This window comes from Robiginitalea sediminis (assembly GCF_002198115.1).
GTDB classification, from domain to species: Bacteria; Bacteroidota; Bacteroidia; order Flavobacteriales; family Flavobacteriaceae; genus Robiginitalea; species Robiginitalea sediminis.
Genome location: NZ_NGNR01000003.1, coordinates 385,843 through 411,966, shown reverse-complemented (window position 1 = coordinate 411,966; position 26,124 = coordinate 385,843). Strand labels below are relative to the sequence as shown.

At 55.2% G+C, this 26,124-nt stretch carries 26 protein-coding genes; 12 read left to right on the top strand and 14 right to left on the bottom strand.

Features of this window, described 5'->3' with window-relative positions; translation table 11 throughout:
* Window positions 1-36: 36 nt before the first annotated feature.
* The gene (locus tag CA832_RS11680) at window positions 37-555 is read left to right on the top strand and encodes a thioredoxin family protein (protein ID WP_088341788.1); all 519 of its coding nucleotides are present in this window, start codon (window positions 37-39) and stop codon (window positions 553-555) included.
* A gap of 65 nt (window positions 556-620) precedes the next feature.
* Here CA832_RS11680 and guaB read toward each other — a convergent pair whose 3' ends face one another.
* A complete protein-coding gene (guaB, locus tag CA832_RS11675) occupies window positions 621-2,093 on the bottom strand; it encodes an IMP dehydrogenase (RefSeq protein WP_088341787.1) in 1,473 nt (490 codons plus the stop codon).
* Between the two features lie 198 nt (window positions 2,094-2,291).
* Between guaB and CA832_RS11670 the strand changes: the two genes are divergently transcribed.
* The gene (locus tag CA832_RS11670) at window positions 2,292-4,511 is read left to right on the top strand and encodes a TonB-dependent receptor family protein (protein ID WP_088341786.1); all 2,220 of its coding nucleotides are present in this window, start codon (window positions 2,292-2,294) and stop codon (window positions 4,509-4,511) included.
* A 50-nt stretch (window positions 4,512-4,561) separates the two neighbouring features.
* Here the strand turns inward: CA832_RS11670 and CA832_RS11665 are convergent, their stop codons facing one another.
* Window positions 4,562-5,428 (bottom strand): hydroxymethylglutaryl-CoA lyase, encoded by an 867-nt coding sequence (locus CA832_RS11665; RefSeq protein ID WP_088341785.1) that lies wholly within the window; start codon window positions 5,426-5,428, stop codon window positions 4,562-4,564.
* Window positions 5,429-5,633: 205 nt separating this feature from the next.
* Here CA832_RS11665 and CA832_RS11660 point away from each other — a divergent pair, with 205 nt between their 5' ends.
* Window positions 5,634-6,035, top strand: a complete 402-nt coding sequence (locus tag CA832_RS11660; protein WP_088341784.1) for a Dabb family protein — start codon at window positions 5,634-5,636, stop codon at window positions 6,033-6,035.
* Here CA832_RS11660 and CA832_RS11655 read toward each other — a convergent pair whose 3' ends face one another.
* Both CA832_RS11655 and CA832_RS11650 read right to left on the bottom strand, forming a co-directional pair.
* A complete protein-coding gene (locus tag CA832_RS11655) occupies window positions 6,036-7,076 on the bottom strand; it encodes a quinone-dependent dihydroorotate dehydrogenase (protein WP_088341783.1) in 1,041 nt (346 codons plus the stop codon). It lies immediately after the preceding gene.
* A gap of 90 nt (window positions 7,077-7,166) precedes the next feature.
* Entirely contained in the window at window positions 7,167-7,583 is a 417-nt protein-coding gene (locus tag CA832_RS11650) for a hypothetical protein (RefSeq protein ID WP_088341782.1), read from the bottom strand.
* A gap of 71 nt (window positions 7,584-7,654) precedes the next feature.
* Between CA832_RS11650 and pepT the strand changes: the two genes are divergently transcribed.
* Together pepT and CA832_RS11640 are read left to right on the top strand one after the other, a co-directional pair.
* Window positions 7,655-8,908, top strand: coding sequence for a peptidase T (gene pepT, locus CA832_RS11645; RefSeq protein WP_088341781.1), 1,254 nt, complete (start codon window positions 7,655-7,657; stop codon window positions 8,906-8,908).
* Window positions 8,887-9,483 carry a YdeI/OmpD-associated family protein gene (locus CA832_RS11640; RefSeq protein ID WP_088341780.1) on the top strand — a complete coding sequence of 199 codons (597 nt, stop codon included), beginning with the start codon at window positions 8,887-8,889 and terminating at the stop codon, window positions 9,481-9,483. The genes pepT and CA832_RS11640 overlap by 22 nt, the downstream gene beginning before the upstream one ends.
* Before the next feature lie 18 nt (window positions 9,484-9,501).
* On the opposite strand, the gene CA832_RS11635 is transcribed toward CA832_RS11640, so the two are convergent.
* The 4 genes from CA832_RS11635 to nusB all read right to left on the bottom strand — a co-directional run bounded on the left by CA832_RS11635 (window position 9,502) and on the right by nusB (window position 12,733).
* Window positions 9,502-10,845, bottom strand: coding sequence for a Gfo/Idh/MocA family protein (locus CA832_RS11635; RefSeq protein WP_088341968.1), 1,344 nt, complete (start codon window positions 10,843-10,845; stop codon window positions 9,502-9,504).
* A gap of 95 nt (window positions 10,846-10,940) precedes the next feature.
* A complete protein-coding gene (gene yajC, locus CA832_RS11630; protein WP_088341779.1) occupies window positions 10,941-11,228 on the bottom strand; it encodes a preprotein translocase subunit YajC in 288 nt (95 codons plus the stop codon).
* 29 nt (window positions 11,229-11,257) lie between these two features.
* Window positions 11,258-11,743 carry a DUF1573 domain-containing protein gene (locus CA832_RS11625; RefSeq protein WP_088341967.1) on the bottom strand — a complete coding sequence of 162 codons (486 nt, stop codon included), beginning with the start codon at window positions 11,741-11,743 and terminating at the stop codon, window positions 11,258-11,260.
* A 48-nt stretch (window positions 11,744-11,791) separates the two neighbouring features.
* Window positions 11,792-12,733, bottom strand: a complete 942-nt coding sequence (gene nusB / locus CA832_RS11620) for a transcription antitermination factor NusB (RefSeq protein WP_088341778.1) — start codon at window positions 12,731-12,733, stop codon at window positions 11,792-11,794.
* Between the two features lie 159 nt (window positions 12,734-12,892).
* Here nusB and CA832_RS11615 point away from each other — a divergent pair, with 159 nt between their 5' ends.
* From CA832_RS11615 to CA832_RS11605, 3 genes are all read left to right on the top strand, one after another.
* Complete coding sequence (locus CA832_RS11615; protein WP_088341966.1) at window positions 12,893-14,647, top strand: ABC transporter ATP-binding protein; 1,755 nt, start codon at window positions 12,893-12,895, stop codon at window positions 14,645-14,647.
* 73 nt (window positions 14,648-14,720) lie between these two features.
* Window positions 14,721-15,089, top strand: a complete 369-nt coding sequence (locus CA832_RS11610; protein ID WP_088341777.1) for a PUR family DNA/RNA-binding protein — start codon at window positions 14,721-14,723, stop codon at window positions 15,087-15,089.
* Window positions 15,090-15,233: 144 nt separating this feature from the next.
* Window positions 15,234-17,762 carry a M14 family metallopeptidase gene (locus CA832_RS11605; RefSeq protein ID WP_088341776.1) on the top strand — a complete coding sequence of 843 codons (2,529 nt, stop codon included), beginning with the start codon at window positions 15,234-15,236 and terminating at the stop codon, window positions 17,760-17,762.
* A 6-nt stretch (window positions 17,763-17,768) separates the two neighbouring features.
* On the opposite strand, the gene CA832_RS11600 is transcribed toward CA832_RS11605, so the two are convergent.
* Window positions 17,769-18,809, bottom strand: a complete 1,041-nt coding sequence (locus CA832_RS11600) for a 1-acyl-sn-glycerol-3-phosphate acyltransferase (RefSeq protein ID WP_088341775.1) — start codon at window positions 18,807-18,809, stop codon at window positions 17,769-17,771.
* Window positions 18,806-19,723: a bile acid:sodium symporter family protein gene (locus tag CA832_RS11595; RefSeq protein ID WP_088341774.1), complete on the bottom strand. Its 918-nt coding sequence runs from the start codon at window positions 19,721-19,723 to the stop codon at window positions 18,806-18,808. The genes CA832_RS11600 and CA832_RS11595 overlap by 4 nt, the downstream gene beginning before the upstream one ends.
* Before the next feature lie 222 nt (window positions 19,724-19,945).
* On the opposite strand from CA832_RS11595, the gene CA832_RS11590 reads away from it, so the two are divergent.
* Complete coding sequence (locus tag CA832_RS11590; RefSeq protein WP_088341773.1) at window positions 19,946-20,509, top strand: thioredoxin family protein; 564 nt, start codon at window positions 19,946-19,948, stop codon at window positions 20,507-20,509.
* Window positions 20,491-21,081 carry a GNAT family N-acetyltransferase gene (locus CA832_RS11585; protein ID WP_088341772.1) on the top strand — a complete coding sequence of 197 codons (591 nt, stop codon included), beginning with the start codon at window positions 20,491-20,493 and terminating at the stop codon, window positions 21,079-21,081. The genes CA832_RS11590 and CA832_RS11585 overlap by 19 nt, the downstream gene beginning before the upstream one ends.
* Here the strand turns inward: CA832_RS11585 and CA832_RS11580 are convergent.
* The gene (locus CA832_RS11580; RefSeq protein ID WP_088341771.1) at window positions 21,058-21,600 is read right to left on the bottom strand and encodes a YfiT family bacillithiol transferase; all 543 of its coding nucleotides are present in this window, start codon (window positions 21,598-21,600) and stop codon (window positions 21,058-21,060) included. The two genes, CA832_RS11585 and CA832_RS11580, sit on opposite strands and share 24 nt — an antisense overlap.
* Window positions 21,601-21,702: 102 nt before the next feature.
* Between CA832_RS11580 and CA832_RS11575 the strand changes: the two genes are divergently transcribed.
* Window positions 21,703-22,341, top strand: coding sequence for a peroxiredoxin (locus CA832_RS11575; protein ID WP_088341770.1), 639 nt, complete (start codon window positions 21,703-21,705; stop codon window positions 22,339-22,341).
* A 90-nt stretch (window positions 22,342-22,431) separates the two neighbouring features.
* Window positions 22,432-22,626: a cold-shock protein gene (locus tag CA832_RS11570; protein WP_088341769.1), complete on the top strand. Its 195-nt coding sequence runs from the start codon at window positions 22,432-22,434 to the stop codon at window positions 22,624-22,626.
* A gap of 52 nt (window positions 22,627-22,678) precedes the next feature.
* Here the strand turns inward: CA832_RS11570 and CA832_RS11565 are convergent, their stop codons facing one another.
* The 3 genes from CA832_RS11565 to CA832_RS11555 are packed head-to-tail and all read right to left on the bottom strand — an operon-like array spanning window position 22,679 to window position 25,994.
* The gene (locus CA832_RS11565) at window positions 22,679-23,605 is read right to left on the bottom strand and encodes a peptidylprolyl isomerase (RefSeq protein WP_088341768.1); all 927 of its coding nucleotides are present in this window, start codon (window positions 23,603-23,605) and stop codon (window positions 22,679-22,681) included.
* A gap of 47 nt (window positions 23,606-23,652) precedes the next feature.
* Window positions 23,653-25,095, bottom strand: coding sequence for a M20/M25/M40 family metallo-hydrolase (locus tag CA832_RS11560; protein WP_394335752.1), 1,443 nt, complete (start codon window positions 25,093-25,095; stop codon window positions 23,653-23,655).
* A gap of 20 nt (window positions 25,096-25,115) precedes the next feature.
* Window positions 25,116-25,994: a PPK2 family polyphosphate kinase gene (locus CA832_RS11555; protein ID WP_088341965.1), complete on the bottom strand. Its 879-nt coding sequence runs from the start codon at window positions 25,992-25,994 to the stop codon at window positions 25,116-25,118.
* Window positions 25,995-26,124 lie beyond the last annotated feature (130 nt).

Sequence of the window (26,124 nt, the reverse complement as noted above, 5' to 3'; positions counted from 1 at the left end):
GGGTTGCGACCCAAATAGCAACCCCAGATACCCGATATGAAAAAACACGTACTAAACCTCTTTCTCGTGGTACTGCTGGCCTCCGGGTCGGTAAGTGCCCAACAGGTGGAATGGATGAGTTGGGAAGAGGCCGTAGCCCTGGCCGAGTCCGGGCAACAATCCAAAAAAATATTTGTGGATGTCTACACCGATTGGTGTGGCTGGTGCAAGCGCATGGACAAGGATACCTTCCAGAACCCGGAGGTAGCCGCCTATATGCGGGAGAATTTCCTGATGGTAAAACTCGATGCCGAGCAACAGGCGCCCATTGTCTATAAGGGCAAGACCTTTTCCTTTGTCCCCCAGGGGCGGCGCGGTTATCACGAACTGGCGGCTGCCCTCCTCCAGGGCCGGCTGAGCTACCCCACGGTAGTTTTCCTGGATGAAAACCTCAACATGCTGTCCCCTGTCCCGGGGTACCAGCAACCGGAGGCCTTTATGAAAATTGCCCGGTATTTCGGGGATAACATCTACAAAGACAAAGATTGGCAGACCTATAGCGGCAGCAGTCGCTAAGGATACCGCAATAAAACAGAAACCCGGCCTGGCGGCCGGGTTTTTGCTTTTCTGAAGGAATTCCGCTACCTGCTGTAGTTCGGGGATTCTTTAGTAATAGTCACGTTGTGCGGGTGGCTCTCATGGATACCGCTCGCAGTAATTTTTACAAACCGGGACTTCTCCTGGAGCGCAGGGATATCTGCGGCCCCGCAATAACCCATCCCGGCACGTAAGCCACCGACAAACTGGTGGATACTTTCAAACAGGTCTCCCTTGTAGGGAACCCGCCCCACAATGCCTTCCGGGACGAGCTTCTTAATGTCGTCCTCCACATCCTGGAAGTAGCGGTCCTTGCTGCCTTCCTTCATGGCCTCAACAGAGCCCATTCCCCGGTAGCTTTTGAATTTCCTACCCTCATAGATGATGGTTTCCCCGGGGGATTCCTTGGTCCCGGCCAGCAAGGACCCCAGCATAACGGAGTCGGCACCGGCGGCCAAAGCCTTGGGGATATCTCCCGTATAGCGGATGCCCCCGTCTGCAATAACAGGTACCCCGCTGCCTTTGATGGCGGCAGCCACTTCGAGCACAGCCGAAAACTGCGGAAAGCCTACCCCGGCTACTACCCGGGTGGTACAGATACTGCCCGGACCAATCCCGACTTTTACCGCATCTGCCCCGGCATCTACCAGGTAGCGGGCGGCTTCCGCGGTGGCAATATTACCTACAACCACATCCAGGTCCGGATACGCCTTCTTCACTGCCTTGAGGATGCCCACCACCCCTTTGGTGTGCCCGTGGGCGGTATCGATAACCACTGCGTCCACCCCGGCCCCTACCAGGGCACCGGCCCGCTCCAGGGCATCGGCTGTTACGCCTAGGGCAGCGGCGACGCGCAGGCGGCCATACTGGTCTTTGTTGGCAATGGGTTTCTGGGTGAGTTTGGTAATATCGCGGAAGGTAATAAGGCCGGCCAGCTTATTGTCCTTATCCACCACCGGGAGCTTCTCGATTTTATTTTCCTGGAGGATGTCCTCGGCCTGGGCCAGGGAGGTCCCCACAGCCGCGGTAACCAGGTTCTCCGAAGTCATAACCTCGGAAATGGGCCGGTCGTTGTTTTTTTCAAAGCGCAGGTCCCGGTTGGTCACGATTCCGATAAGGGTTCCGTCGTCGCTTACAATGGGGATACCCCCAATACTGTGTTCCTTCATACTCGCCTTGGCATCGCGCACCAGGGCGTCGGCTGGGAGGGTGACCGGGTCCAGGATCATCCCGCTTTCGGCCCTTTTGACCCGCCGTACCTTCATCGCCTGCTGGTCTATGGTCATGTTCTTGTGCAGGACCCCGATACCCCCTTCCCGGGCCATGGCAATCGCCATCCGGGATTCGGTTACCGTATCCATAGCCGCGGATACAATGGGAACATTGATGCGGATGTTGCGGGTAAACTGAGTGGTAATATCAACTTCCCTGGGCAGGATTTCGCTGTAGGCGGGAACCAGGAGGACATCGTCGTAGGTGAGGCCTTCTCCGAGAATCTTGGCGTGGTGGGCTTCCATGGCAATTAAGGATTAATTGCGTGCAAATATACTACAATTTCTCCGCAGTTGCGCAGTTGGTCCATCCGGGCCGGGAACAGGACAGGAAACCCGACATGACGTTTGTCATATTATTTTTAATTATTCTAAATAAACTTTGGTCATTCAAATATGAGCTTCTACATTTGCGATATATTTTTAACCAGTCTAAATAAACAGATGAAACGATTAACCTCCCTCCTGCTCCTGTTATCCGGGCTACTGACCACAGCCCAACAGAACGATAGCCTGCCCCCTTTCCCTACCGTTAACCTCAGCGAAGTAGTCCTTCAGGCGAAGGTTATTTTCGGGAGTAAATTCGAAGCCCGCAACCGCACGGGTTCATCCTATTATATTTCCCCCCAGGAAATCGCCAAGTTTAATTTCACAGACGTCAACCGTACGCTCCGGGCCGTCCCCGGGGTCAATATCTATGAGGAGGACGGGTTTGGGCTCCGCCCGAACATCAGTTTGCGCGGCACTTCCCCGGAACGCAGCTCCAAAATCACCCTTATGGAAGACGGCGTCCTGATCGCCCCTGCCCCCTACAGCGCCCCCGCAGCCTATTATTTCCCAACCATCGCGCGGATGCAGGCGGTGGAAGTCCTCAAAGGCAGCAGCCAGGTCCAGTTCGGGCCCTATACCACAGGAGGTGCCATCAACATGATCAGCACGGAGGTCCCAGAAAAATTCAAGGCCTATGTCCGCAGCAGCTACGGCAGCTTCCAGAGCGCACAACTGCACGCCCAGCTGGGCGACAGCCGTAAATACTTCGGGTACTCGGTGGAATACCTCAACTACAATTCCAATGGCTTTAAAAACCTGGACGGCGGTGGGGATACCGGTTTTGACCGCAATGACCTGGTAGCCAAGTTCCGGGTAAACCTCAACCCGGAAGGAGAAGTAAAACAAGCCCTGGAACTCAAGTTTCAATACTCGGACGAAGACTCAGACGAGACTTATCTGGGGCTTACCCAGGCCGATTTTGACGCGGACCCTTTCCGGCGCTATGTGGCCTCTGCCGAAGACAATATGGCTACCGAGCACACCCAGTTCATGCTCACCCACGTTCTGGATATCAACCCGAATTTCAGGATTACCACTGTGGGGTACCGCAACCAATTCCAGCGCAACTGGTATAAACTAAACGACCTTACCCTGGGTGGGGAGCGGGTAGGCATTGCAGACATTATGGAAGACCCATCCAACTTTGGCAGTTACTACGATGTGGTGAGGGGAGTATCGGACAGTCCCTCAGACGCCCTGGCCGTGAAGGCCAACAACAGGGACTATCTCTCCACCGGGGTACAGACCAAAATCGATATCCACTGGCGTGGCGAAGAAACCTTCCACGACGTGGAAGTAGGGCTGCGGTACCACTACGATGAAGAAGACCGCTTCCAGTGGGTAGACCGGTATGCCATCCTGAACGGGGATATGGCCCTGACCACCTCAGGGGTTCCCGGCACGGACGCCAACCGCATAAGCGATGCCACTGCCTTTGCCGGGTTCGCCATGTACAAGTTCAAGGTGGGCAACCTGACCCTCACCCCCGGCCTCCGTTATGAAAACATGCGCCTGGGCCGCGAAAACTTCGGCACTGCAGACCCGGACCGGATTGGAACCGACCTGAGCACCCGCGAAAACCGGGTGGATGTCTGGATCCCAGGGATGGGCTTTAACTACAACTTCCCGAACATTTCTGTCTTTGGCGGGATCCACAAGGGCTTCTCCCCTCCCGGAAATGAGGAAGGCCAGCAACCGGAAGAAAGCATCAACTACGAATTGGGTACGCGCTTCAGCTATGCCGGATTTACCGGGGAAGTTCTCGGGTTTTACAACGATTACAGCAACCTGCTGGGCAGTGACCTGGCAGCCACCGGAGGTACCGGATCCCTGGACCAGTTCAATGCCGGAGAGGTCCGCGTTAGCGGCCTGGAACTCCTGCTGAATTACAACCTGATGCAGAACAACGAGCGGTTTTCCCTGCCTGTGACCTTTGGCTACACCTTTACAGACACCGAATTTCTGAACAGTTTCGGCAGCGAGGATGAACTCTGGGGGACGGTAACGGCCGGGGATGAGATGCCTTATATTTCCCGCAACCAGTGGAACGCTTCCGTAAGTCTGGAGCACAGCGCTTATGAACTGAATTTCAATGCGCGGTATGCAGGGGCCTTCCGGACCCAGGCCGGCAGAGGGGATATCCCGGCAAACCAACGGGTGGATTCCAACTTTGTTCTGGATTTTGGCGGGAAATACCACCTCAACGAACATGTGACCTTTACGGGGAATATCCTGAACCTGCTGGATGAAACCTACGCCGTGGCCCGGGTACCTGCGGGCCTGCGGCCGGGGCATCCCTTTGGCGTGTATGCGGGGATTATCCTGCAATATTGATATGTGTTTGTTTGCACTTACCCCGGACCGGAAACGGCCGGGGTTTTTTATTAGTGGTAGGCAGAAAAGAGTTCAGTGGCCTTGTTGAATGCTGCCTCAAAGGCCATCCACTTGACGCCGGTTTCCACCTTTTGGGAAGTAAAGTAGGAAAGCATCTTTTCAGTGGGCATATTGCCAGTGAGTTCATCCAAGGCCATGGGACAGCCGCCAAAACCCTGTACCGCCCCGTCAAAGCGTCGGCATCCGGCCCGGAAGGCTGCATCCACTTTCTCGTGCCAGGTGGTGGGATGGGTATGGAGATGGGCGCCGAACTCCACCTTCGGGTGGCGCGGGATCAGTTCGGAAAAAAGCAACCCGATAACATCGGGGGTAGAGCTCCCCACCGTATCGGAAAGGGAGAGGATGGAAACCCCCATGGCTGCAAGGCGCTCGGTCCACTCCGATACGATTTCAGGACTCCACGGATCCCCGTACGGATTGCCAAACCCCATTGAGATATAAACCACCACCTGCTTACCGTTCAGGGCGGCAAGTTCCAGGATATCCTCCAGTATCCCGATGGATTCCGCGATGGTTTTATGGGTGTTGCGCATCTGGAAATTCTCCGAGATGCTGAAGGGGTACCCCAGATACTCGATCTGCGGATAACGGCACGCTTCCTCGGCGCCCATTCTGTTGGCCACTATAGCCAGCAACCGGGTACGGGTACGGCTAAGGTCCAGGCCCTCCAATACCTGGACGGTATCGGCCATCTGGGGGATGGCCCTGGGCGAGACAAAACTACCGAAATCCAGCGTATGGAAGCCACACCCCAGCAAGGCTTGCAAGTAGCGAACCTTAGCCTCTGTTGGGATAAAGTCCCGGATGCCCTGCATGGCATCCCGGGGGCATTCCACAATTTTTACCTGCTCCGGCATGGTTTGTTCTCTGGGGTATAAAAGTACTATAAATAGTGCTTCCCGGGCCCGGGGATTGGTTTTGGGCTTGTGACTGCTGGCAGGGTGCAGGGAGTTGGGTTAAGTTGGAATTGGGTGGGCGGGTGGGGGGTCCCCCCCTGCATAAAAAACACGCCTCGGACCCATAACCTTTCTTTGCTTATCTTTCCCCAATAAAACGCCGCCCATGCGACCCCTAACCCAAGCCATCCTTATCTGTGTCCTGGTAGGATCCATCACCTCCTCCGGGGCCCAGCAAACCCAAGAGCCCAACGAACGACTGCTACGACACGTGGTCCTTTTTAAGTTCAAAGCGGAAACCACCGGGGATACCCTGGATGCTATCCGGGAAGCCTTCCTCGCACTCCCGTCCAAAATACCTGGAATCCATGATATGGAATGGGGCCTGAACAATAGTCCCGAAGGCTTGAATAAGGAGCTGACGCACTGTTTTATGCTCACCTTCACCTCCGAAGCGGACCGGGATGCCTACCTGCCAAACCCGGACCACATTGCCTTCACAGAACTGGCAGGGCCGCATATAGAAGATGTTTTAGTAGTAGACTACTGGACGGGCGGACCAAAGTAATCAAGTGGCCCGCTGCAGCAACGCCTTGTTGATCCGACGCACCAACGCGGGGCCCTCGTAAATAAATCCGGTCCACAACTGCACCAGGCTGGCACCTGCATCCAATTTTTCAAGGGCATCTTCTGCCGAGTGGATGCCACCCACGCCAATAATGGGAAAGGAACCGGAACTCTTCTCATGTAAAAAACGGATGACCTCGGTAGCGCGCTCTCTGAGGGGCTGCCCGCTAAGTCCTCCTGTCTCCTCCTGCAGGTACAGGTCCGAACGCAGGTTTTCGCGGGCGATGGTTGTATTGGTCGCAATAACCCCGTCAATGCCAGAAGCCCTAACAATTTCGATGATATCCAGTAGTTGGGAATCGGTGAGGTCGGGCGCAATCTTCAGCAGGATGGGCTTTTCGGCAGATCCGGTTATCTGGGCACATTGCCTGTTTTCCCGCTTCATCATCTGGAGCAGTTCGGTAAGGGGCTCCTTATCCTGGAGTTCCCGAAGCCCTGGCGTATTGGGGGAGGAAACATTTACCACAAAATAATCCACGTGGGGAAATAGGGCCTCGAAGCAAATCATATAATCCTTTACGGCCTGCCGGTTAGGCGTAATCTTGTTCTTCCCGATATTGCCCCCAATGAGCACCTTATGTTCCTTTTTCAGTTGCTCCACGGCTGCAAATACCCCCTTGTTGTTAAACCCCATCCGGTTAATGATGGCCTTGTCTGCGCGTAGCCTGAAAAGCCTTTTTTTGGGGTTGCCGTCCTGGGGCTTGGGGGTCAGGGTGCCGATTTCGATAAATCCGAAACCAAAATTCGACAGCTGGTTGTACAGACGGGCGTCTTTGTCGAATCCGGCGGCCAGCCCCACAGGGTTGGGGAACCTGAGGCCAAAAACCTCCCGCTCCAGGCGGGGGTCCTCCAGGGTGTAAAGCCGGCGAATGAGGCCTCCCAAACCTAGTGTATGCACCCAACGGATGGCTGCAAACGACCAGTGGTGCACCCGTTCCGGATCGAACAGGAAAAACAGGGGGCGCAATAGGGTTTTGTACATGGGGGCGGTGGAATTTGGTCAAAAGTACAAACTTCCACGTGTTACCGCCAGAAGGAAAAAGGAAACTTATCCCATAAGATCAACAGGGTATCACTCCTGCCTCAGGGGAGCCATGGGAGCACGGTAAACCTCCCTGCAAAGCTGAGCATACCGCTCGTATTGCGCTTCATTAAACGTCCCCAGCAGCAGTCGGTCAAACCGGGTGGCGTTGGCTATCATTTCCTGCTTGAGCACATCGAATTTCTGGCCCAGGGCTGCAAGGTCCTCATCGGACTTCTGGGGGTGGGTATCCAACAGGATCCGGGCTTTCTCCTCCAGGGGAGTGTTAACAGCTTCCAGTTCCTTCGTCCACTGGGACAGACGGGATTGCTGTACGGAATCGAGCTCGAAAACGGCGATGATCATGTCGGTGTCCCTACCCCCTATCCCAAGGGTGCAATCCTGGGCCTGTACCAGGAAACTGCCCAGGAAAAGGGCAAGTAGCAGACTAAAAGAGTGTTGCTTCATTCTTCGTATTTTTCCGGGCCTAAAGTACCTTTACCCTAAAGCTATTAACTCCGAAACCCCCTAAAAAGTATATGGAAAACCTGTTGAAACGATTCCTGGGCTATGTACAGACCGACACCCAAAGCGACCCGGGTTCCGACACCACCCCCAGTACGGATAAACAATGGGTCCTGGCCCGGAGGCTCTTCCGGGAACTGAGCGAGATGGGTATGGAAGCGGTGACGCTGGACGAAAAAGGATATATCATGGCTACCCTGCCCTCAAACACCTCCTGGGAGGTACCCGTAATCGGGTTTATAGCCCATTACGACACCAGCCCCGATTTCAGCGGAACTAACGTGAAGCCCCGGATTGTGGAGGAGTACGACGGGGGGAACATCGTCCTGCACGCCGAAAAAAACATCGTGCTATCCCCGGACCAATTCCCGGAGCTCCGGGCCTATACCGGGCAGGACCTGGTCGTTACCGACGGAACCACCCTCCTGGGCGCGGACGACAAGGCCGGGATTGCCGAGATCCTCACTGCTATGGAATACCTGATCGCCCATCCGGAAATCCCCCATGGAACCATCCGGGTCGGGTTTACCCCGGATGAGGAAATCGGGCGTGGGGCCCACCATTTCGATGTTGCCGCTTTTGGCGCCCAATGGGCTTATACAGTAGACGGGAGCCAGATCGGCGAACTGGAATACGAAAATTTCAATGCGGCCAAGGCTACCATCCGGGCACATGGGCGCAGCGTACACCCGGGGTATGCCAAAGACCGGATGATCAACGCCATCACCGTGCTACGGGAAATCCTGGACCAACTCCCCCGGGAAGAGGTCCCGGAGCGCACCGAGGGAAGGGAAGGTTTTTTTCATATCCACGACCTTTCCGGCCACGTGGAGGAGGCTACGGCCTCCCTGATTATCCGCGACCACAGCCGTGAGGCCTTTCAGGCGAGAAAGGCGCTGCTCGAGCAACGGGTACGGGAAGCCTCCCAGCGCCATAACACCCCGGTGGACCTGGATATGGCCGACCAGTACTACAATATGAAGGAAAAAATCATGCCCGTATTCCCCATCGTGGAAGTCGCCCGGGAAGCCATGGAGACCATTGGAATTAGCCCTAATGTTAAGCCCATCCGGGGGGGCACGGACGGCTCCCAGCTCAGCTTCATGGGGCTCCCTTGCCCGAACATCTTTGCGGGCGGGCATAATTTCCACGGGAAGTTCGAATTCGTCCCGGTCCAGAGTATGGAGAAGGCTGTAGCCGTAATCGTAAAAATTTGCGAACTTACTGCTTCCAAACCGCCGGAAACATGGACAAAGCAGCAAAAATAGAGGCGTATTTCGAAAAGGATGGCCCTTTCCGGGAAGGACTGGCCTTGTTAAGGGAAATCGTCTTGAAGGCCGAAGTGGAGGAAACCCTCAAATGGGGCTCGCCCGTATATACGCACAACAACCAGAATGTACTGGGTGTTATGGCCTTCAAACAGCACTTTGGATTGTGGTTCTTTAACGGGGTTTTCCTATCGGACCCGTTGGGGGTGCTGGAAAACGTCCAGGAAGGCAAAACAAAGGCCATGCGCCATTGGAAATTCACCTCGGCCGCCGAGATCGACCCCAGGGCTGTTCAGGCCTATGTAGCCGAAGCTGTTGAGAATGCCCGGAAGGGGTTGAAATTGGAACCTTCCCCCCGAAAATCCCTGGTCATACCCGAAGCGCTGAAGACAGCACTAAAAGCCAACCCAACCCTCGAAAAGGCCTTCCAGGCTCTGGCTCCATACAAGCAAAAGGACTTCGCTGAATATATCGGGACAGCAAAACGGGAGGCTACCCGGGAACAGCGGATGGCAAAAATCCTGCCCATGATCCGGGAAGGCATCGGGTTAAACGACAAGTATCGCAAGTGCTAAGGACGGCCCTTTCCCGGACTACTTCAAGGACCAGCCATTGTGGTATTCGGCCTGCATCAGGGCATTGGCCCCGGCGTCGGTGAAGGCTGCCTGTCCCGAATCCCAGAAGAGCCGTTTGCCGGATTTAAAGGCAATATTCCCCATATGCGACACCCGCGCCGCATGGTACCCGACTTCTATGGGTGCTTTAAGGATTCCCGCATCCCTGCTTCTGACCGCTTCGGCAAAATTCAGGGTGTGCAGGTCCAGACCACTGCCCTCGGCAGAGCGGGTGGGAACCGCTTCGATCTTCGGCTGGTCTCTGAGTTGCCTCCAACTTTCGTGTTCCACCTCGGGGATTACTTCCCAGCCACCCCGGTCCAGTACAAGGGTACCGTTGTTCCCGATAAAGGCGATCCCATGGTTGCGGCCGTAATTGCCCCCATCGATGCCGGTGGCATGCTCCCACAGCAGGTTGAAACCGTCAAATTCGTACACGGTCTGCAGGGTATCCGGGGTTTCGGAAGCATCGTCTGCATAGGCAAATTTACCCCCTGAAGCCATAACCGATTTCGGCTGGGTCGCCTGCATCCCGTAAAGGGCATAATCAATCAGGTGCACCCCCCAATCCGTCATCAGCCCTCCGGCATAATCCCAGAACCACCGGAAATTGAAATGGAACCGGTTGGGGTTAAAAGCCCTTTTAGGGGCTGGGCCCAGCCACATATCGTAATCGACACCTTCAGGAGCCTGGGTGTCTGGTTTCAACGGAACGGGCATCATCCAACCCTGGTAGGCCCAGGCCTTCACCAGGCGGATAGGGCCCAACACCCCGGAATGCACATATTGGATGGCGTCCACAAAATGGGGCTGACTCCGCTGCCACTGCCCTATCTGCACCATCCTCCCGCTTTGCTGCACGGCCCCAAGCATCCGGTCTGCCTCTTCTATGGAATTGGCTATAGGCTTTTCGCAATACACATCCTTGCCGGCGTCCAGAGCATGGACCATCTGCAGGCAATGCCAGTGGTCAGGGGTCCCGATGATGACCGCATCGATGTCTTTGCGCTCCAGCAGTTTCCGATAATCGGTATAGCCTTCGGGTTTTTTCCTTCCCCCTCCAGCCACATCGGCCTGCCGGCGTTCCAGCACATTCCGGTCCACATCGCAGAGGGCCACCACCTCTACATCCTGCTGCCGCATAAAGGAAGTGAGGTTGGAAAAGCCCATCCCGTTACACCCTATCAGGCCAAGTCTGAGTCTGTTGTTGGCCCCCAGAATACGTTTGGGTGTTGCCCAGAGGGAGGCCGGCACCACGAGGCTGGCTGCAGTGGCAGAGACCCCCAGGGTCCCTGTTTTAAGGAAGGATCGTCTTGAATACATATCGGAAGGTTTATCCTGTAAAAGGTAGGGATTTTTGTAAAAAAAAGCACCGGGGTTACCGGTGCTTTTCTTTCGGAACAATGGGAGCTGTCCGTTTACTTCTGCTGAGGGGTATTGAGTTTTTTGCTCATCTCCATGGAAATGGCAGACCGGTCGAACTTAAGGCGCCCGGCCATGGTCTCAATGATGCAGGAAAAATCGCTGTCGTTCAGGTCCACGACCTTGCCATGAAGGCCGCTTTTGGTAACGATTTTATCCCCCCGCTTGAGGTTTTGGGTAAATTTCTTTTCGTCCTTTTGCCTCTTGATCTGCGGGCGGATCATAAAAAAATACGCCACGGCAAATATGAGGATCATCGGGAGAAACTGCTGGAAGCCCTCCATATCTAATAGTTATTTGTTACGCAATTATCTTATTGGGAAACCGGGCCCATAGTGGCGGGAGCCGTTCCGGTGCGGGCATTGACAAACGCCTTGATCCGCAACATCTCGGCACCTTTGGAGGTATTGGCGCGGATGGTTACCGTTTTGGTTACCTGGCCACTTCCGGAGCCGTTGAATTTCACCTTGATCTCTCCCGTTTCCCCTGGGGCGATGGGCTGGTTTACCGGGGCATCCGGTACGGTACAGCCGCAGCTGGCGGAAGTACTGGTAATGATCAGGGGGGCGTTACCGGTATTGGTAAACCCGAAAACGGTTTCCTGGGCAGCACCCTGCTCGATGGTTCCAAAATCGTGTTCGGAGCGGTCAAATGTCATGACAGCTACGTTCTTGGAAGCCTCGTCCCGCTGTGCGGCCACTTCCAGGTTGGCGGCATCTATTTTCTCAGAAGCCTTGTCCTTGCATGAAGTAAAGGCCGTCAGGGCCAGAACACTCAGAATGACAGTTGCTTTTCTCATGATGGTGTGCATTTAATTTCAGTTCGGTCAAAAATAAGCATTAATTCCTTATAAGAGGCCGCGGCCCGTTTTTTTAAGGCGGCCCGAAGCCTTGTATTCGCGGATGAGTTTATCCAGGATTCCATTGATAAACACACTGCTCTTGGGCGTGGAGTATTCCTTGGCGATTTCCAGGTATTCATTGATGGTGACCCGCTCCGGGATGGAGGGGAAATACAGCAATTCCGCAATCCCCATCTTCAGGAGGATGGCATCGATCTCAGCAATGCGGTCCTTATCCCAATTGGGTGTTTTGCCCTCGATTTCCTTTTCGAGTTCCCCGTCCCTGAGGACCGTCTTGCGCAGCAACTCCAGGGCAAACTCCATATCCTCCGGTCCTTTCAACAAAGCCGGCAGCAGAAACCCTTCGGCAGAAGTAGCTTTCATTTTCCCGAGGCGTTTCATAATAAAGGTATTGACCAATGGAAGGTCGTCTACCCAGGTAATCCCCTCATCTTCAAGGAAATCGTATACTTTGTCGTTAGGGGCGATAATCTCCCGGAAAATCGAAAGGATGAAGGCCCGGTCCTGGTCCCACCCCCCTTCCGAAGCGCTGTACGCTTCGAATTCCGGGCTTTGAAGGATCTGGGAATACAGGATTTTGACATACTCCTCATTGAGGTACCACTGCCGCAGTTTCCGTTTTCCCAACTCGGCCTCCAGGGAACTGTCCGAGGCAATGGCCGAGAGAAAGACATTCCCGGCGAGCCTGGCAGGGTCCGGGCCCATGGGGGCTTCTTTCAGGTAGCGTTTGGCCCCTTTTTCCTTCTGGGAAACCGCATAGAGGTGGAGTTCCCGGAACAACCCGAGAACCAGCAGGTAGAGGGTATAGGTCTGGCCTATACTTCTGCGCAGGAACTTCTCCGAGGATTCCAGGTCACCGGCTTTGGAAAGGCTCAGGGCATAAATGCTCTGCATTACTTTGACCCGGATGTGCCGTCTGGTTAGCATGTAAAGAACTTTGCTGGAATGAACGGGGCAAAAATAGCAATAGATTCCGAATTCCGGCATACCCCGGGGGTTTATGAAATCTCTAACGCCGCTTTCGCGCCAAAGGGCTATCTTTGTCCGGCTGTGATCCCTGCAGCACCATCCCATGCCCCCGGGCCAATGAAAGCACTCAGACACCTCAACAAGTACTTCCGGAAATACTGGTTCAAGCTCCTGGTGGGCATTATAATTACCATCATAGCAAGGGTTTTCCAACTGGTAATGCCTTCCTATGTGAAGAACATCGTAGAGGTGGTGGAGCAGTACGGTGCCGGGGCCCTTGCCCTTCCGGAGGCGCGTGCCCAGCTGTTGGAATATATCGCCATCATTATCGGGGCGGCACTGCTATCGGGGTTTTTTACCTTCCTGATGCGGCAAACCATCATCAATGTTTCCCGCTACATCGAATACGACCTGAAAAACGAGGTCTTTGACCACTACCAGCTACTGAGTCTCAATTTCTACAAGAACAACCGCACCGGGGATCTGATGAACCGCATCAGCGAGGATGTCAGCCAGGTACGCATGTATGCCGGACCGGCCATCATGTATGGGATACAGACCCTGACGCTCTTTGTCTGCCTCATCCCCCTGATGTTTATCAAAGCGCCCACCATCGCCTTTTACGCTCTGGTTCCCCTTCCGGTATTATCCGTGCTGATTTACTGGATCAGCCGGGTTATCCACCAACGCTCCACCCGGGTGCAGGTCTTCCTCTCTACCCTTTCGACTTTCGCCCAGGAATCGTTCTCGGGCATCTCGGTGATCAAGGCCTATGCCATTGAACCCCGAATCAGTAGCGAAGCCGAGGCCCTGGCCCTGGAGGGTAAGGAAAAAAGTATGGACCTGGCCAAAGTCAATGCCTGGTTTTTCCCGCTGATGATCCTGCTTATCGGGGTCAGCAATATCTTTGTGATCTATGTGGGAGGGGTGCAGTATTTCAGGGGTGAGATCGATACCCTGGGGACCATCCTGGAGTTTATCATCTATGTGAACATGCTCACCTGGCCGGTGGCCATTGTAGGGTGGCTGACTTCCATCGTGCAACGGGCCGAGGCCTCCCAGCGACGCATCAACGAGTTCCTGGAACAGGAACCTGAAATCGTCAATTCTGCAGAAGCGCCTACCCCTATTTCGGGGAAAATTGAATTCCGGAATGTCCATTTTACCTATCCCGATACCGGTATCAAGGCCATAAAAAACCTTTCCTTTACCATAGATCCGGGGCAGACCCTCACCATTCTGGGAAAAACCGGTTCCGGGAAATCGACCATCCTGGAACTGATCGCACGCCTCTACGATGTGGAATCCGGCGAAATCCTTATCGATGGTGTCCCCATCGGGGAAGTTCACCTGGATTCCCTCCGCCAGGCCATCGGGGCCGTGCCCCAGGACGCTTTCCTGTTTTCCGACACCATTGAAAATAACATCCGCTTCGGAAAGGCCGATGCTACCCAGCAGGAAATTGAAACCGCGGCCCGCATGGCGGTTGTGCACGACAACATCCAGGGGTTTGCCAAAGGCTACCAAACCATCCTCGGGGAGCGCGGCATTACCCTTAGCGGCGGGCAGAAACAGCGCGTTTCCATAGCCAGGGCCCTGATCAAGGACCCGGTCATTTACCTCTTCGACGATTGTCTCTCGGCCGTAGACACGGAAACCGAGGAAGCCATCCTGTCCAACCTTAAGAAAGCCTCCCGCGACAAAACCACCATCATCGTAAGCCACCGGGTCTCCTCGGCCATCCATGCCGACAAGATCCTGGTCCTGGAAGACGGCCGCATCATCCAATCCGGCACCCACGAGGAATTACTCGCTGCCCCCGGGTATTACAAGGAGCTTTATATCAACCAGCTATCGGGTAAGGAAAACTAAAAAAAGTTGCTGTTTTAGCATTTTTTTCACATTTTTGGGAACCTTATACCCAAGCTAACTAGATTCCGATACGATGAGCGAGAAAGACTTGACGGAGCAGGAGGAGATTTTTTCCAAAGTGCTCCGGGCTGGCCGCCGGACGTATTTCTTCGATGTCCGCAGCACCAGGGCCGGGGATTACTACCTCACCATTACCGAAAGCAAGAAATTCACCCACGACGACGGGTCCTTCCATTACAAAAAGCATAAGATCTACCTGTACAAGGAGGACTTTGAGGCCTTCCGGGACATCCTGGAAGAAACCACAGAATATATTATTGATTCCAAAGGCGAGGAGGTCATCTCCGAGCGCCACCAGAAGGATTTCCGAAAAAACGAACCTTCTGAGAACGGCATGCCCAGCAGCGGCAGCTTTGTGGATGTGGATTTCGACGACATCTGATACTCCTTACAATCATATATTAAGGCCTCCCACGGAGGCCTTTTTTTATGGCTAGGTCTTTTTGGCGCTGCAACCCGCAGGTGTTATCTTTACACATTAGGGACCCCCCGAAAGTAACGGCCCCGTGAAAACAGAACCACTACAATGAAAAAAACGCTTCTTTCCCTCTGTGTGCTGTTAACCGCATTCGGCACTTTAATGGCGCAGGAAACACCAGGACTGGATTACTTCCTGCCCCAGCAAATCAGCTATAACCCGGAAATCCCCACCCCGGAATCGGTCATTGGCCACCAGGTGGGCCAATGGCACGTTACCCACGATAAACTGGTGCAGTATATCACCACCCTGGCTGCAGCCAGCGACAGGATGGTCCTGGAAAACAGGGGCACCACTTTCGAAGGCCGGCCGTTGCTGCTGCTGAAAGTCACCTCCCCTGAAAACCACGGACGCCTGGAGCAAATCCGTCAAAACCACCTCGCCCTGACAGAATCCGGGGCCGGGAGCATGGACCTGTCTGGTATGCCCGTGGTCGTTTACCAGGGGTTTTCCATCCATGGGAATGAACCCAGCGGTGCCAACGCCGGACTGGCCTATGCCTATTACCTGGCCGCCGCCCAGGGGCCGGAAATAGAGGAAATGCTTCGCAATATGGTCATCCTGATGGATCCCTCCTTTAACCCGGACGGGTTGCAGCGGTTTGCCCACTGGGCCAACACCCATAAGGCCATTACCATGACCCCGGACCCCAATGACCGGGAATACAATGAGGTCTGGCCCGGAGGGCGCACCAACCACTACTGGTTTGACCTGAACCGGGACTGGCTGCCCGTGCAGCTCCCGGAGAGCCGCGCCCGCATCAACACCTTCCACGACTGGCTGCCCAACGTGCTTACCGACCACCACGAAATGGGCACGAATTCCACCTTCTTCTTCCAGCCCGGGGAACCTTCGCGCATCCACCCCCTTACCCCGGAGCGCAACAAGGAGCTCACCGCCGAAATAGGAACCTACCACGCCAAGGCCCTCAATAAGATCGGCTCCCTGTATTATTCGGAAGAAGACTACGACGATTATTACTACGGAAAGGGATCTACCTTTCCTGATGTCATGGGCAGTATCGGGATCCTTTTTGAACAGGCAAGTTCCCGGGGCCACATGCAGGAGAGCGACAACGGGGTGCTCACCTTCCCCTTTACCATCCGCAACCAGTTTGTAACGGCGCTTTCCACCATCGAGGCGGCCCATAATATGCGGACAAAACTTCTGGATTTCCGCAGGGATTACTACGCCCAGCTCCGCAGCGAAGCCCGGGGTACCAGGGGCTACGTCTTTGGGGATTCCAAAGATGGAGCAAAGGCCGCGCACCTGGCCGAAATCCTGCTCCGCCACCGCCTTACGGTTTATCCCCTTCAGGGAGAAAAGACTATCGGCGGAAAAACCTTTACAGGGGGGAACAGCTATGTGGTACCACTCAACCAGAAAAACCCGAGGCTCATCCGCGCCATGTTTGAAAAGCGCACCACCTTTACCGACAGCCTCTTTTACGACATCTCGGCCTGGACCTTCCCCCTGGCGTTTAACCTGGACTACTCCGAGGTCAATAGCCTTCCGGAAACCGGCAATGCCCTGCAGGAACTCCCATCCCTGGGCGGAGGCGTAGACCGCAAAAGCCAGTACGCCTATTTGTTCGAGTGGCACGAATACTATACCCCCAAGGTCCTGAACGCCCTGCTCCAAAAAGGGCTGCGCGCCAAAGTGGGGCGGGAGCCTTTCCGGATGGGAGGGCGCAGCTACGACTACGGGACCATCATGGTACCCGTCCAGGGCCAGGACCTGGATCCCGACACCCTGTATGCCACCTTGCAGGAAATCGCCTCCGGTACCGGGGTTAGCCTGACAGGAGTCGATACCGGGGTTACCCAGGGTATAGATTTAGGCAGCCGGGAATTTGAACGGGTGAAGGCCCCTAAAGTGGCTCTTATCGTGGGGGATGGCATCCGCTCCTACGATGCCGGGGAAATCTGGCACCTCTTCGATACGCGCTACGGCATCCCACTCACCAAACTGGACACCGACCAGCTTTCCCGTGCGGACCTGGACCGGTACACCGACATCATCCTCCCAAGTTCCTGGGGCTCCGGCGGCCTGTCGGAAAGCGCTGCCTCCAAACTCAAGGAATGGGTTTCACAAGGAGGTACTCTCATCGCCTACCGCAGCGCGGCCAGCTGGCTCGAGCGCCACGAACTTATGGACCTGAAGATGGTCCGGGACAGTACCCTTCAGGCCAAAAACCTGCGCTTCGACCAGAAAGAGGAATTCTATGGCGCTCAGGTAACCGGCGGAGCTATTTTTGAAGCACGCCTGGACCGTTCCCACCCGGTAAACTGGGGCTATAAAAACGACCGTCTGGCGCTGTTCCGCAATTCCAACATCTACCTGGAACCTGAGAAAAACAGTTTTGACAACCCCATCCAATACACGGAAAACCCCCTTCTGAGCGGCTATATTTCTGAAGAAAACGCCCGCCTGATTTCGGGCAGCGTCCCCTTCAAAGTATCGCGCATGGGCGGTGGAAGGGTTATCCTTTTTACGGATAATACCAATTTCAGGGCATTCTGGTACGGCACCAACAAATTGCTGATGAATGCCATTTTCTTCGGGCATATCATGTAAGGAAGCCTACCGGCCCTTGACGTAAAGCAGGTTAAAAGCAATCAGGAAGGCCACGGCTACCCCAGCTGTGGCCCATCCTGCCAGCCAACCCAACAGGAGCAGCAAGGCGAGGTAGTACAGCGGATACACCAGAAAAGCAAAGCCAAACCGGAAGGTACTCATGAATTCCGGCTCCCAAACCTTATTGCGGGCCACCCAGCCCCATGGCAGCACCACCGGGGCATTGAGCAGGCGGAATAACCCATCCCACAACCTGTGCAGGAGACCAGTGCCCTTTGAGCGCCTTGGAAAATCCCGGGTAGCGCCCTTCAGGTAGGCGTTGACTTCTTCCGGATGGTTAAAATCGGCTCCCTGTTCTTCCAGGGGTAGGATTTGCGCCTCGTACTCCCTGTCTGGGTCGGCATGGGTGGTGAGGGTGGTCAGGGCCTCGAAGATACGTTGCTTCACTACCGCTGCCGCCTGGGCTTCATCCAGGCCTTCCCACAGTTCCCTTGCAGCAATAGGCGTACCGAATACGTAGGTAACACGGTCCGGGAAACCGGCCGCATCCTGGTAGTTGATCCCAACGGGCACCAGTTGTAAATCCAGGTCCGGATAGCACTCCATGGCCCGGGCTACAATACGGGTAAATCCTTTACTGAGCGGGCGTACTTGCCGTCTGAGGTTGTGGTTGGCCTCGGGAAACAGAAGCAGGTGCTCCCCTTGGGAAAGCAACTCCGCACACCGGTCGAAAACGGCATCATTCCTCCTGAGGGTGTGCCGCCCATCGCGCCAGCGATAGATGGGGATCATCCGCATGGCATCGAAAAAGGCTTCCAGCAGCCCGCCCTGAAAAACATCGGAACGGGTCAGGAAATACGGTTTTCTGGCTCTGGCGAAAGCCGCGTACAACAAGGGGTCAAGAAGGGCATTCTGGTGGTTGGGCAGGAGCACTACCGGTTTATCGGCCGGGATCCCTCCCATCCCCTTGAAGGAAATGCGCTGGTAATAACACTGGAACGCTGTCCGGATTACCGGTTTGAGGATCGCATATATGACTTTTTTCAAAGCACAGGTTCTTTTCGCAACAGGTAACGGCTCCAGATCCCGGCAACCAAAAGGCCGGTAACCAGATGCCAGATGCCCCAGAAGGCGGCTACCAGGGCCATTCCCCCAAGACCGTCAAAAAAAGTAAATATAATTAAAAGCCCAAGGCCCGAATTCTGGATGCCCGTCTCCAGGGTAATGGTACGGACGTCCTTTCGGCTGAGCCGCAGCAGGCGGGCCGTACCAAACCCTGTTCCCAGGGCAATGAGATTATGCAGGAGCACAATCCCGAACACTGCCCCTACATAGGCTGCAAATACATCCCGGTCCTTCCACAGGGCCAGGCCGATTAGCCCGAAAAAGAACAACAGCGACCCCCCCTTGAAATAACGGGTAAGGCGCAGCGCGAGGGCAGGCCGGTAATGGCGCAGGGCCATACCGCAAACCAGGGGGACGGCCAGCAGCAGCCCTACCAGGCGGATCATTTCCAGCAGATCAATGCGGACTGTTTTCAGGATTTCAGCCGAAGGGGCATACAGCCCACCCCATAACTGTAAATTCAGGGGGGTCATCAGGACAGCTGCCAGGGTTGCTAAGGCGGTCAGGGAGACTGACAGTGCCGTATTGCCACGAGCCAGGTGCGACATAAAATTGGAAACGTTCCCCCCAGGGCAACTGGCAACCAAAATCATCCCCAGGGCAAAACTCGGCTGGGGCCGTATCAGGACCACCAACAGGAAAGTAGCAAGGGGCAGCAGGATAAACTGGCACAGCACCCCGGTAAGCATGGCTCTGGGGGCTTTCCATATCTGCCTGAAATCAGAAGGGCGTATGTCCAGGGCAATCCCGAACATAACCAGGGCCAGGGCTATATTCAGCATCCACAGGCTCTGGGAATCGAAATGGATTTGCAAATGGTCTATCTGCGATTCCATGTCACCAGATCATGAGGTTGCACAATGAAAGTAGAAGCCGCACAGCGCCTCCCGGCATTTTCATAGGAGGCCTCAGTGGCCGTGATAAAGCATAGAGGGGTAGGAATCAAATGCGTTTGGTTGGCCCCTTAAAGGGAAGGTTAGTTGGGTCAGAAGATAGGAAGAGTCTGAGGATAAACCAACTTTTGAGTATTTTTGGGACCCGCAAAACCCTTTCCCGATATGGCTCGAACCCCCAGCAATATGATCCCCCTGGGCACCCCGGCCCCTGATTTCAGCCTGCCCGATACCGTTAGTGGTAAAACACTGGACCTGGACTCAGTAAAAGGCACCAAGGGAACCGTGGTTATGTTCATTTGCAACCACTGCCCTTTTGTGAAACACGTAAATGCCGAGCTGGTAAGGCTCGCCCGGGACTATCAACCCCTGGGCATTGGTTTTGTGGCCATTTCCAGCAACGACGTAGAAAATTACCCCGAAGATGCCCCGGGGGAGATGACCCGTACCGCTGTGGCAGAAGGGTACCCATTCCCCTACCTTTACGACGAAACCCAGCAGACGGCGAAGGACTACGATGCGGCATGCACGCCGGATTTCTACCTCTTCGACCCGGGCCTGAAACTCGTTTACCGGGGCCAGCTGGACGACTCCCGCCCCGGGAATGACAAACCCCTTACGGGAGCCGACCTCCGAGCCGCCATCGAGGCCACGCTCAATGACTTAAACGTTTCTCCGGACCAGAAGCCCAGTATTGGCTGCAACATCAAATGGAAACCGGGAAGCTGATCGATACCGGCCAGAGCCTGGAGCCCCAACCCCTGGAATGGGTCCCGGTTACCCGCGAGAAGGGCAATGACTACCTCTTAACCGGGCAGCAGGCTTACCGGGACCACTATTGCCACCTGTGGCCCGGGGGAGACCCTGCCCCTTACATCTCCCGGAATTTCAATTCAGAAGTACTGCGCCATGACCTGGAGCAGGGGGACACCCGCCTGTACCTGCTGCTCTCAGAGGGTACCCCCACGGGCATCTGCAAATGGGTCCTGAGTAAAACGCGTAAAGGCCTTCCGGGCCAGAACCCGCTGTTTATAGAAAAAATATACTTCAGGAAAGCCCACACAGGCAAGGGCCTGGGCAGTGCGCTGATGCGGGGTATCCTGGCATATGCCCGGGAGACCGGGGCAGATTGCCTTTGGCTGGAGGCGATGAAAAAGGGCCCGGCCCTGTCCTTCTACCAGAAGTGGGGGTTCCGAATCCTGGGTGAAACCCAGGTCCCCTACCCCGAGGTGTTGCCCGGGGAAAAAGGCATGTGGGTACTGGCAAGGCCGGTAACCCTACCAGCCCATCCGCTCCAATAGGCCCGAAATATGGGCAAGGTGGTGGTTGCTGTGCCAGGCATAGCGGCCTACATTCTCCTCCAGAGTGGTAACGCTCCCCGTCTCCGGATGGACAAAGGCCCGCTTTAATTCGGCCCGGGATAGCCCCCGAAGGAGATACACCAATTTGGCATGTACGGCCTGTAAGTGGTCCAGGGAAAGCGACACAGGGGCCGTGCGGGCATCGAAAAGGTCTGCCCAGCCGTCCTGCAGGTACGCCTTGATTACAGGTTGATCTTCGGTTAAAGCCCATTTAAAACGGGTATAACTATGGTGGTGGCTATCCGAGAGATGGTGGATGACCTGGCGAACGGTCCAGCCCCCAGGGCGGTATGGCGTATCCAGCTGGGATTCGCTCAGTTGGGCGGCCAGGTCACGCAGGCGGGTGGGTAGGGCTTCCAACTCCGCAATCCAGTCCTGGAGTTTCCTGTCGGATATGGATTCGGGTTTATGGAAATGGCCTATGGGGTAGCGGAGGCGCTCTGAAGATGCATCGTTCATGGGAAGGGCTTTCCTGTAAAATTAATAGAATTTTAACCCGGCACCAAAGGGATTAAATTATTATTCTACTACTTTTATAGGCTAACTATAATATTTATTCCTATGGCACATCTAAGACTGGGGGATACGGCTCCCAATTTTACGGCAGCAACCACCCAGGGCACCCTTACGCTCTATGACTACCTGGGGGACCACTGGGGCATCCTTTTTTCGCATCCCGCCGATTTTACGCCCGTATGCACCACAGAACTTGGGACGGCAGCCAAGTTTAAGCAGGAGTTTGACAGGCGCAAGGTGCGGATGATTGCCCTGAGTGTAGACCCACTGGATTCGCACCAGGAGTGGTTGAAGGATATCGCAGATACCCAGAAGGTGGAGGTAAACTTTCCCATCATTGCCGATGCGGACCGCCAGGTTTCGGACCTGTATGATATGATTCACCCCAATGCCAACGACACCCTTACGGTGCGCTCAGTCTTTATCATTGGGCCGGACCGGAAAATAAAACTGATCCTGACCTACCCTGCCTCCACCGGGCGTAATTTCTACGAGCTTCTGCGGGTGATCGATTCCCTGCAGCTCACGGCCTACCACAAGGTAGCCACCCCCGCCAACTGGGAGCAGGGGCAGAAAGTGGTGGTTAGCCCGTCTATCCCTACCCCGGAGGCCCGAACCCTCTTCGGCGACCAGGTGGAAGAACTCCGGCCATACCTCCGTCTAACCCCGGACCCTACGGCCTAAACCACTTATTTTCAAAAGTTTTCGAAAAGAATAGTGTCTACTCCATTTATTCCCCATACCTTCGCACTTTAATTTTATATCTTTTATTTTATGAGTTCAGGAACAGTAAAATTCTTTAATGAATCCAAAGGATACGGTTTCATTACAGAAGACGGTTCAGACAAAGACCATTTTGTACACGTCTCCGGCCTAATCGATGAGATCCGCGAAGGTGATGTTGTAGAATTTGAGCTGCAACGCGGAAAGAAAGGCATGAATGCCGTGGAGGTACGTGTCGTTGAATAGACCCTTCCCTTTCTAAATAAAAACCCCCGGCAGGCGCCGGGGGTTTTTTGTTTTAGGATATCCCTTCCAGGGAGACATCGAAGAGTAACGGGGCATCCGGGGGAATCACACCGCCGGCTCCGCGAGACCCGTATGCGAGGTCCGATGGGATCAGCAAACGGGCTTTGTCCCCTACCGAAAGCAGGGCAATGCCTTCATCCCAACCTGGGATAACCTGCCCCTCTCCCAGAAGGAACTCAATAGGTTGCCCGCGCTGCACCGAACTATCGAATAAGGTGCCATCCAAAAGGGCCCCTTCGTAATGCACTGCCACCCGGTCGCCGCGTTTGGGTTTGGCCCCGTTCCCGGATTCGAGGATTTTATAGCGCAGCCCGCTGGGGGTCTTTTCAAAGCCCTTGGCTTTTTCTTCCATTTGGGCCAGCATGTCTGCCTTGGCCTTTTCCTTGCGGGCATCCCCGGAGGAAACGAAGTCCTCGAAGGCCCGAACGGCATCCCAGGCCTCGGCCTCGGCACCTACCCGCACGATCTCCACGGATTCAATGGCATCGCCCTGGGCGATGGCATCTACTACTTCCTGACCCTGGGCCACATGTCCGAAAACGGTATGCTTCCCATCGAGCCAGGGGGTGGGTACATGGGTAATAAAGAACTGGCTCCCGTTAGTACCGGGCCCTGCATTGGCCATGGAGAGAACCCCCGGTTCATTGTGGCGGAGGTCCGGATGGAACTCGTCGTCGAACTTATATCCCGGGTCTCCCGTACCGGTCCCCAGGGGGCATCCGCCCTGGATCATAAAATCGGGGATGACACGGTGGAACTTCAGGCCGTTGTAGTACGGGGTACCCGCTTTGCCCTTGGGCAGGCCGCCCTCGGCAAGGCCTACAAAATTCCCCACGGTTCCCGGGGTTTTATCGTGAGTGAGTTTTACGAGGATCTCTCCCCTGCTGGTGTTGAATTTGGCGTAAATCCCTTCTTGCATCTGCTTGGTTTTAGGCGCCAAAGATACGGAATATATAACGACCGGGCCTAGCGACCCTCCTCCCGGTCTGTCAATGCCCCGACCTGGGAATCGACCAGGTAGAGCAGGGCCGCCATCGTGGCCGCACCCAGCTCCAACTCCCGCTTATTAACGGCCGAGAAGGTATCGTTTTCGGCATGGTGGTAATCGAAATACCGCTGGGAATCCGGTCGCAGACCGGCCAGAATAGGGCCCTGGGGTTTAAGCGGGCCAATATCGGCACCGCCCCCGCCCCTGGTGAACTGGTGCACCAGGTAAGGCTCAAACAGCGGTTTCCAGGACTGGATATGCTCGAAGGCCGCATCGGAACAATCAAAGGAAAACCCCCTGGGGGTAAAACCACCGGCATCGCTCTCGAGAGCAAAAATATGCTCCTCCCCTTTCCTCTGGGCCTCGGCCGCATACGCCCTGCCTCCCCTGAGTCCGTTTTCCTCATTCATAAACAGGACCACGCGGATGGTATGCCTGGGGCGGTAACCCTGGCTTAGCAACAACCTCAGGGCTTCCATACTCTGTACGCATCCTGCCCCGTCGTCGTGGGACCCGTCGCCCAGGTCCCAGGAATCCAGGTGGCCGCCTACTACCATGACCTTCTCAGGAAATTCCGTACCCCGGACCTCTCCAATGACGTTGTGGGAGGGCACATCCTCCAGCTGGCGGCAACTCTGGCGGAAAAAGAAGCGGATATCCGGGTTGAGCTTCAGGGTAGTGCTCAGAAGCTCCGCGCCGTTTGTACTGATAGCGGCTGCAGGGATTCGTTCCTCCAGCGAAAGCTCGCCATAGCTCATGGACCCGGTGTGGGGATAGTCGTCCAGGCGGAGGTTCATGGAACGCACAATAACCCCGGCCGCCCCATAGCGCGCAGCCTCCGCCGCACCGGAATACCGCTGGTCCACACAACCCGAATAGGCCTGGAAGGTGTGGATCTGGGTGGGGTCCATGGGGCGGTTGAAAAAAACGATTTTTCCCTCAATAGCCTCCCGGCCCAGGGAATCCAGGGCCGCTATACCATCTACTTCCACCACCTGGGCCTTGAGCCCCCCTGGCGGAGTGGCCACCGACCCCCCAAGGGCACAAATGGGTACATTGTTGGTATTGCCCGGGTCACTTTCGATATAGGCGAATTCCGTAGTACCCCTTACCCATTTCGGGACCATAACCGGTTGGAGCCACACCCGGTCCAGCCCCAGGGACTCCAGCTCTTTCCGGGTATATTCCACGGCCTGTTCTGCCTGTACCGATCCGGAAAGCCTGCCCCCTATCTGGTTGGAAAGGTAATCCAGCCAACCATAAGCCTTCCCTTCAGTTAAAGCTGCTGAATAGAGCCTACGGATCAGCAGTGAATCGGATTGCTGGGCCTGGGCCATATATCCCAATAGCAGGAAAAATATGCCTGCCAGGGCCCAAGTCCCTGCCTTTGAGCGTATACCAAACAGAGGGTTTAAATGCATTTCTACGTGTTTTATGTTAACTACTCCGCCTCCAGGCGGGCTTTGAATTCGGAAATACGGGCCTGCAAGTCCTCAGACAGCACCGGTTCCTCAATATCGGTGTACCGGGTGAGCTCCTCATAAAGAATGGAGGCGAAAAGGTAGCGCGCGGCCGGCTTGCTATCCGAGGGAATAACATACCAGGGGGCATGCCCGAAGGTTGTTTTGGAAATAGCTTCCTGGTAGCAGGCCTGGTATTGGTCCCAGAGTTCCCGCTCATCCAGATCGCCCGGGGAAAACTTCCAGTTCTTCTCCTTTTTTTCCAACCGCCTAAGCAACCGTTGCCGTTGTTCTTCTTTGGAAATATTCAGGAAAAATTTAAAAATCAGGGTGCCGTTCTCGGCCAGGGTCTTTTCAAAGGCATTGATCTGGTCAAAACGGCGGTCCCAGAACGCCTGGTCTATATCGGAAACCTGCCGGACATCCGGGAGGTACTCCCCCAGGATATATTCCGGGTGCACCCGGGTAACCAGCACATTCTCGTAATGCGTCCGGTTAAAAACCCCGAATTTCCCGCGGGCAGGCAGGGCAATGTAATGCCGCCAAAGGTAATCGTGTTTGCGCTCCAACTCTGTGGGAACCTTAAAACTATGCACTACGACCCCCCGGGCATTGAAGTCCTTGAAGACCTCCCGGATAAGGCTGTCTTTCCCGGCCGTATCCATCCCCTGAATACATACCAGAACGGCATATTTCCCATGGGCATACAAGGTATCCTGAAACTTGCCCAGACGTTTGCGCACATGTTCGAGTCGCTTCTTGAGCGCCTTTTCCGAAAGCCCGAAATCCTCGTAGGTGGGAAGGGCTGAGAGGTCGGTTTTGGGATATGCCCTGAAATCCTTTGCCTTAATTGAATCCATGCCCTGAAGATAAAATATTTTCGCCGGGTGCACCATTCCCCGCCAAAAAAGGACACTTCGTCTATGACCCTGACCACAGGTCGGTGGTTTGGGCACAGAGGACGAAAAAAATGGAGCCTCCCGGGATTAA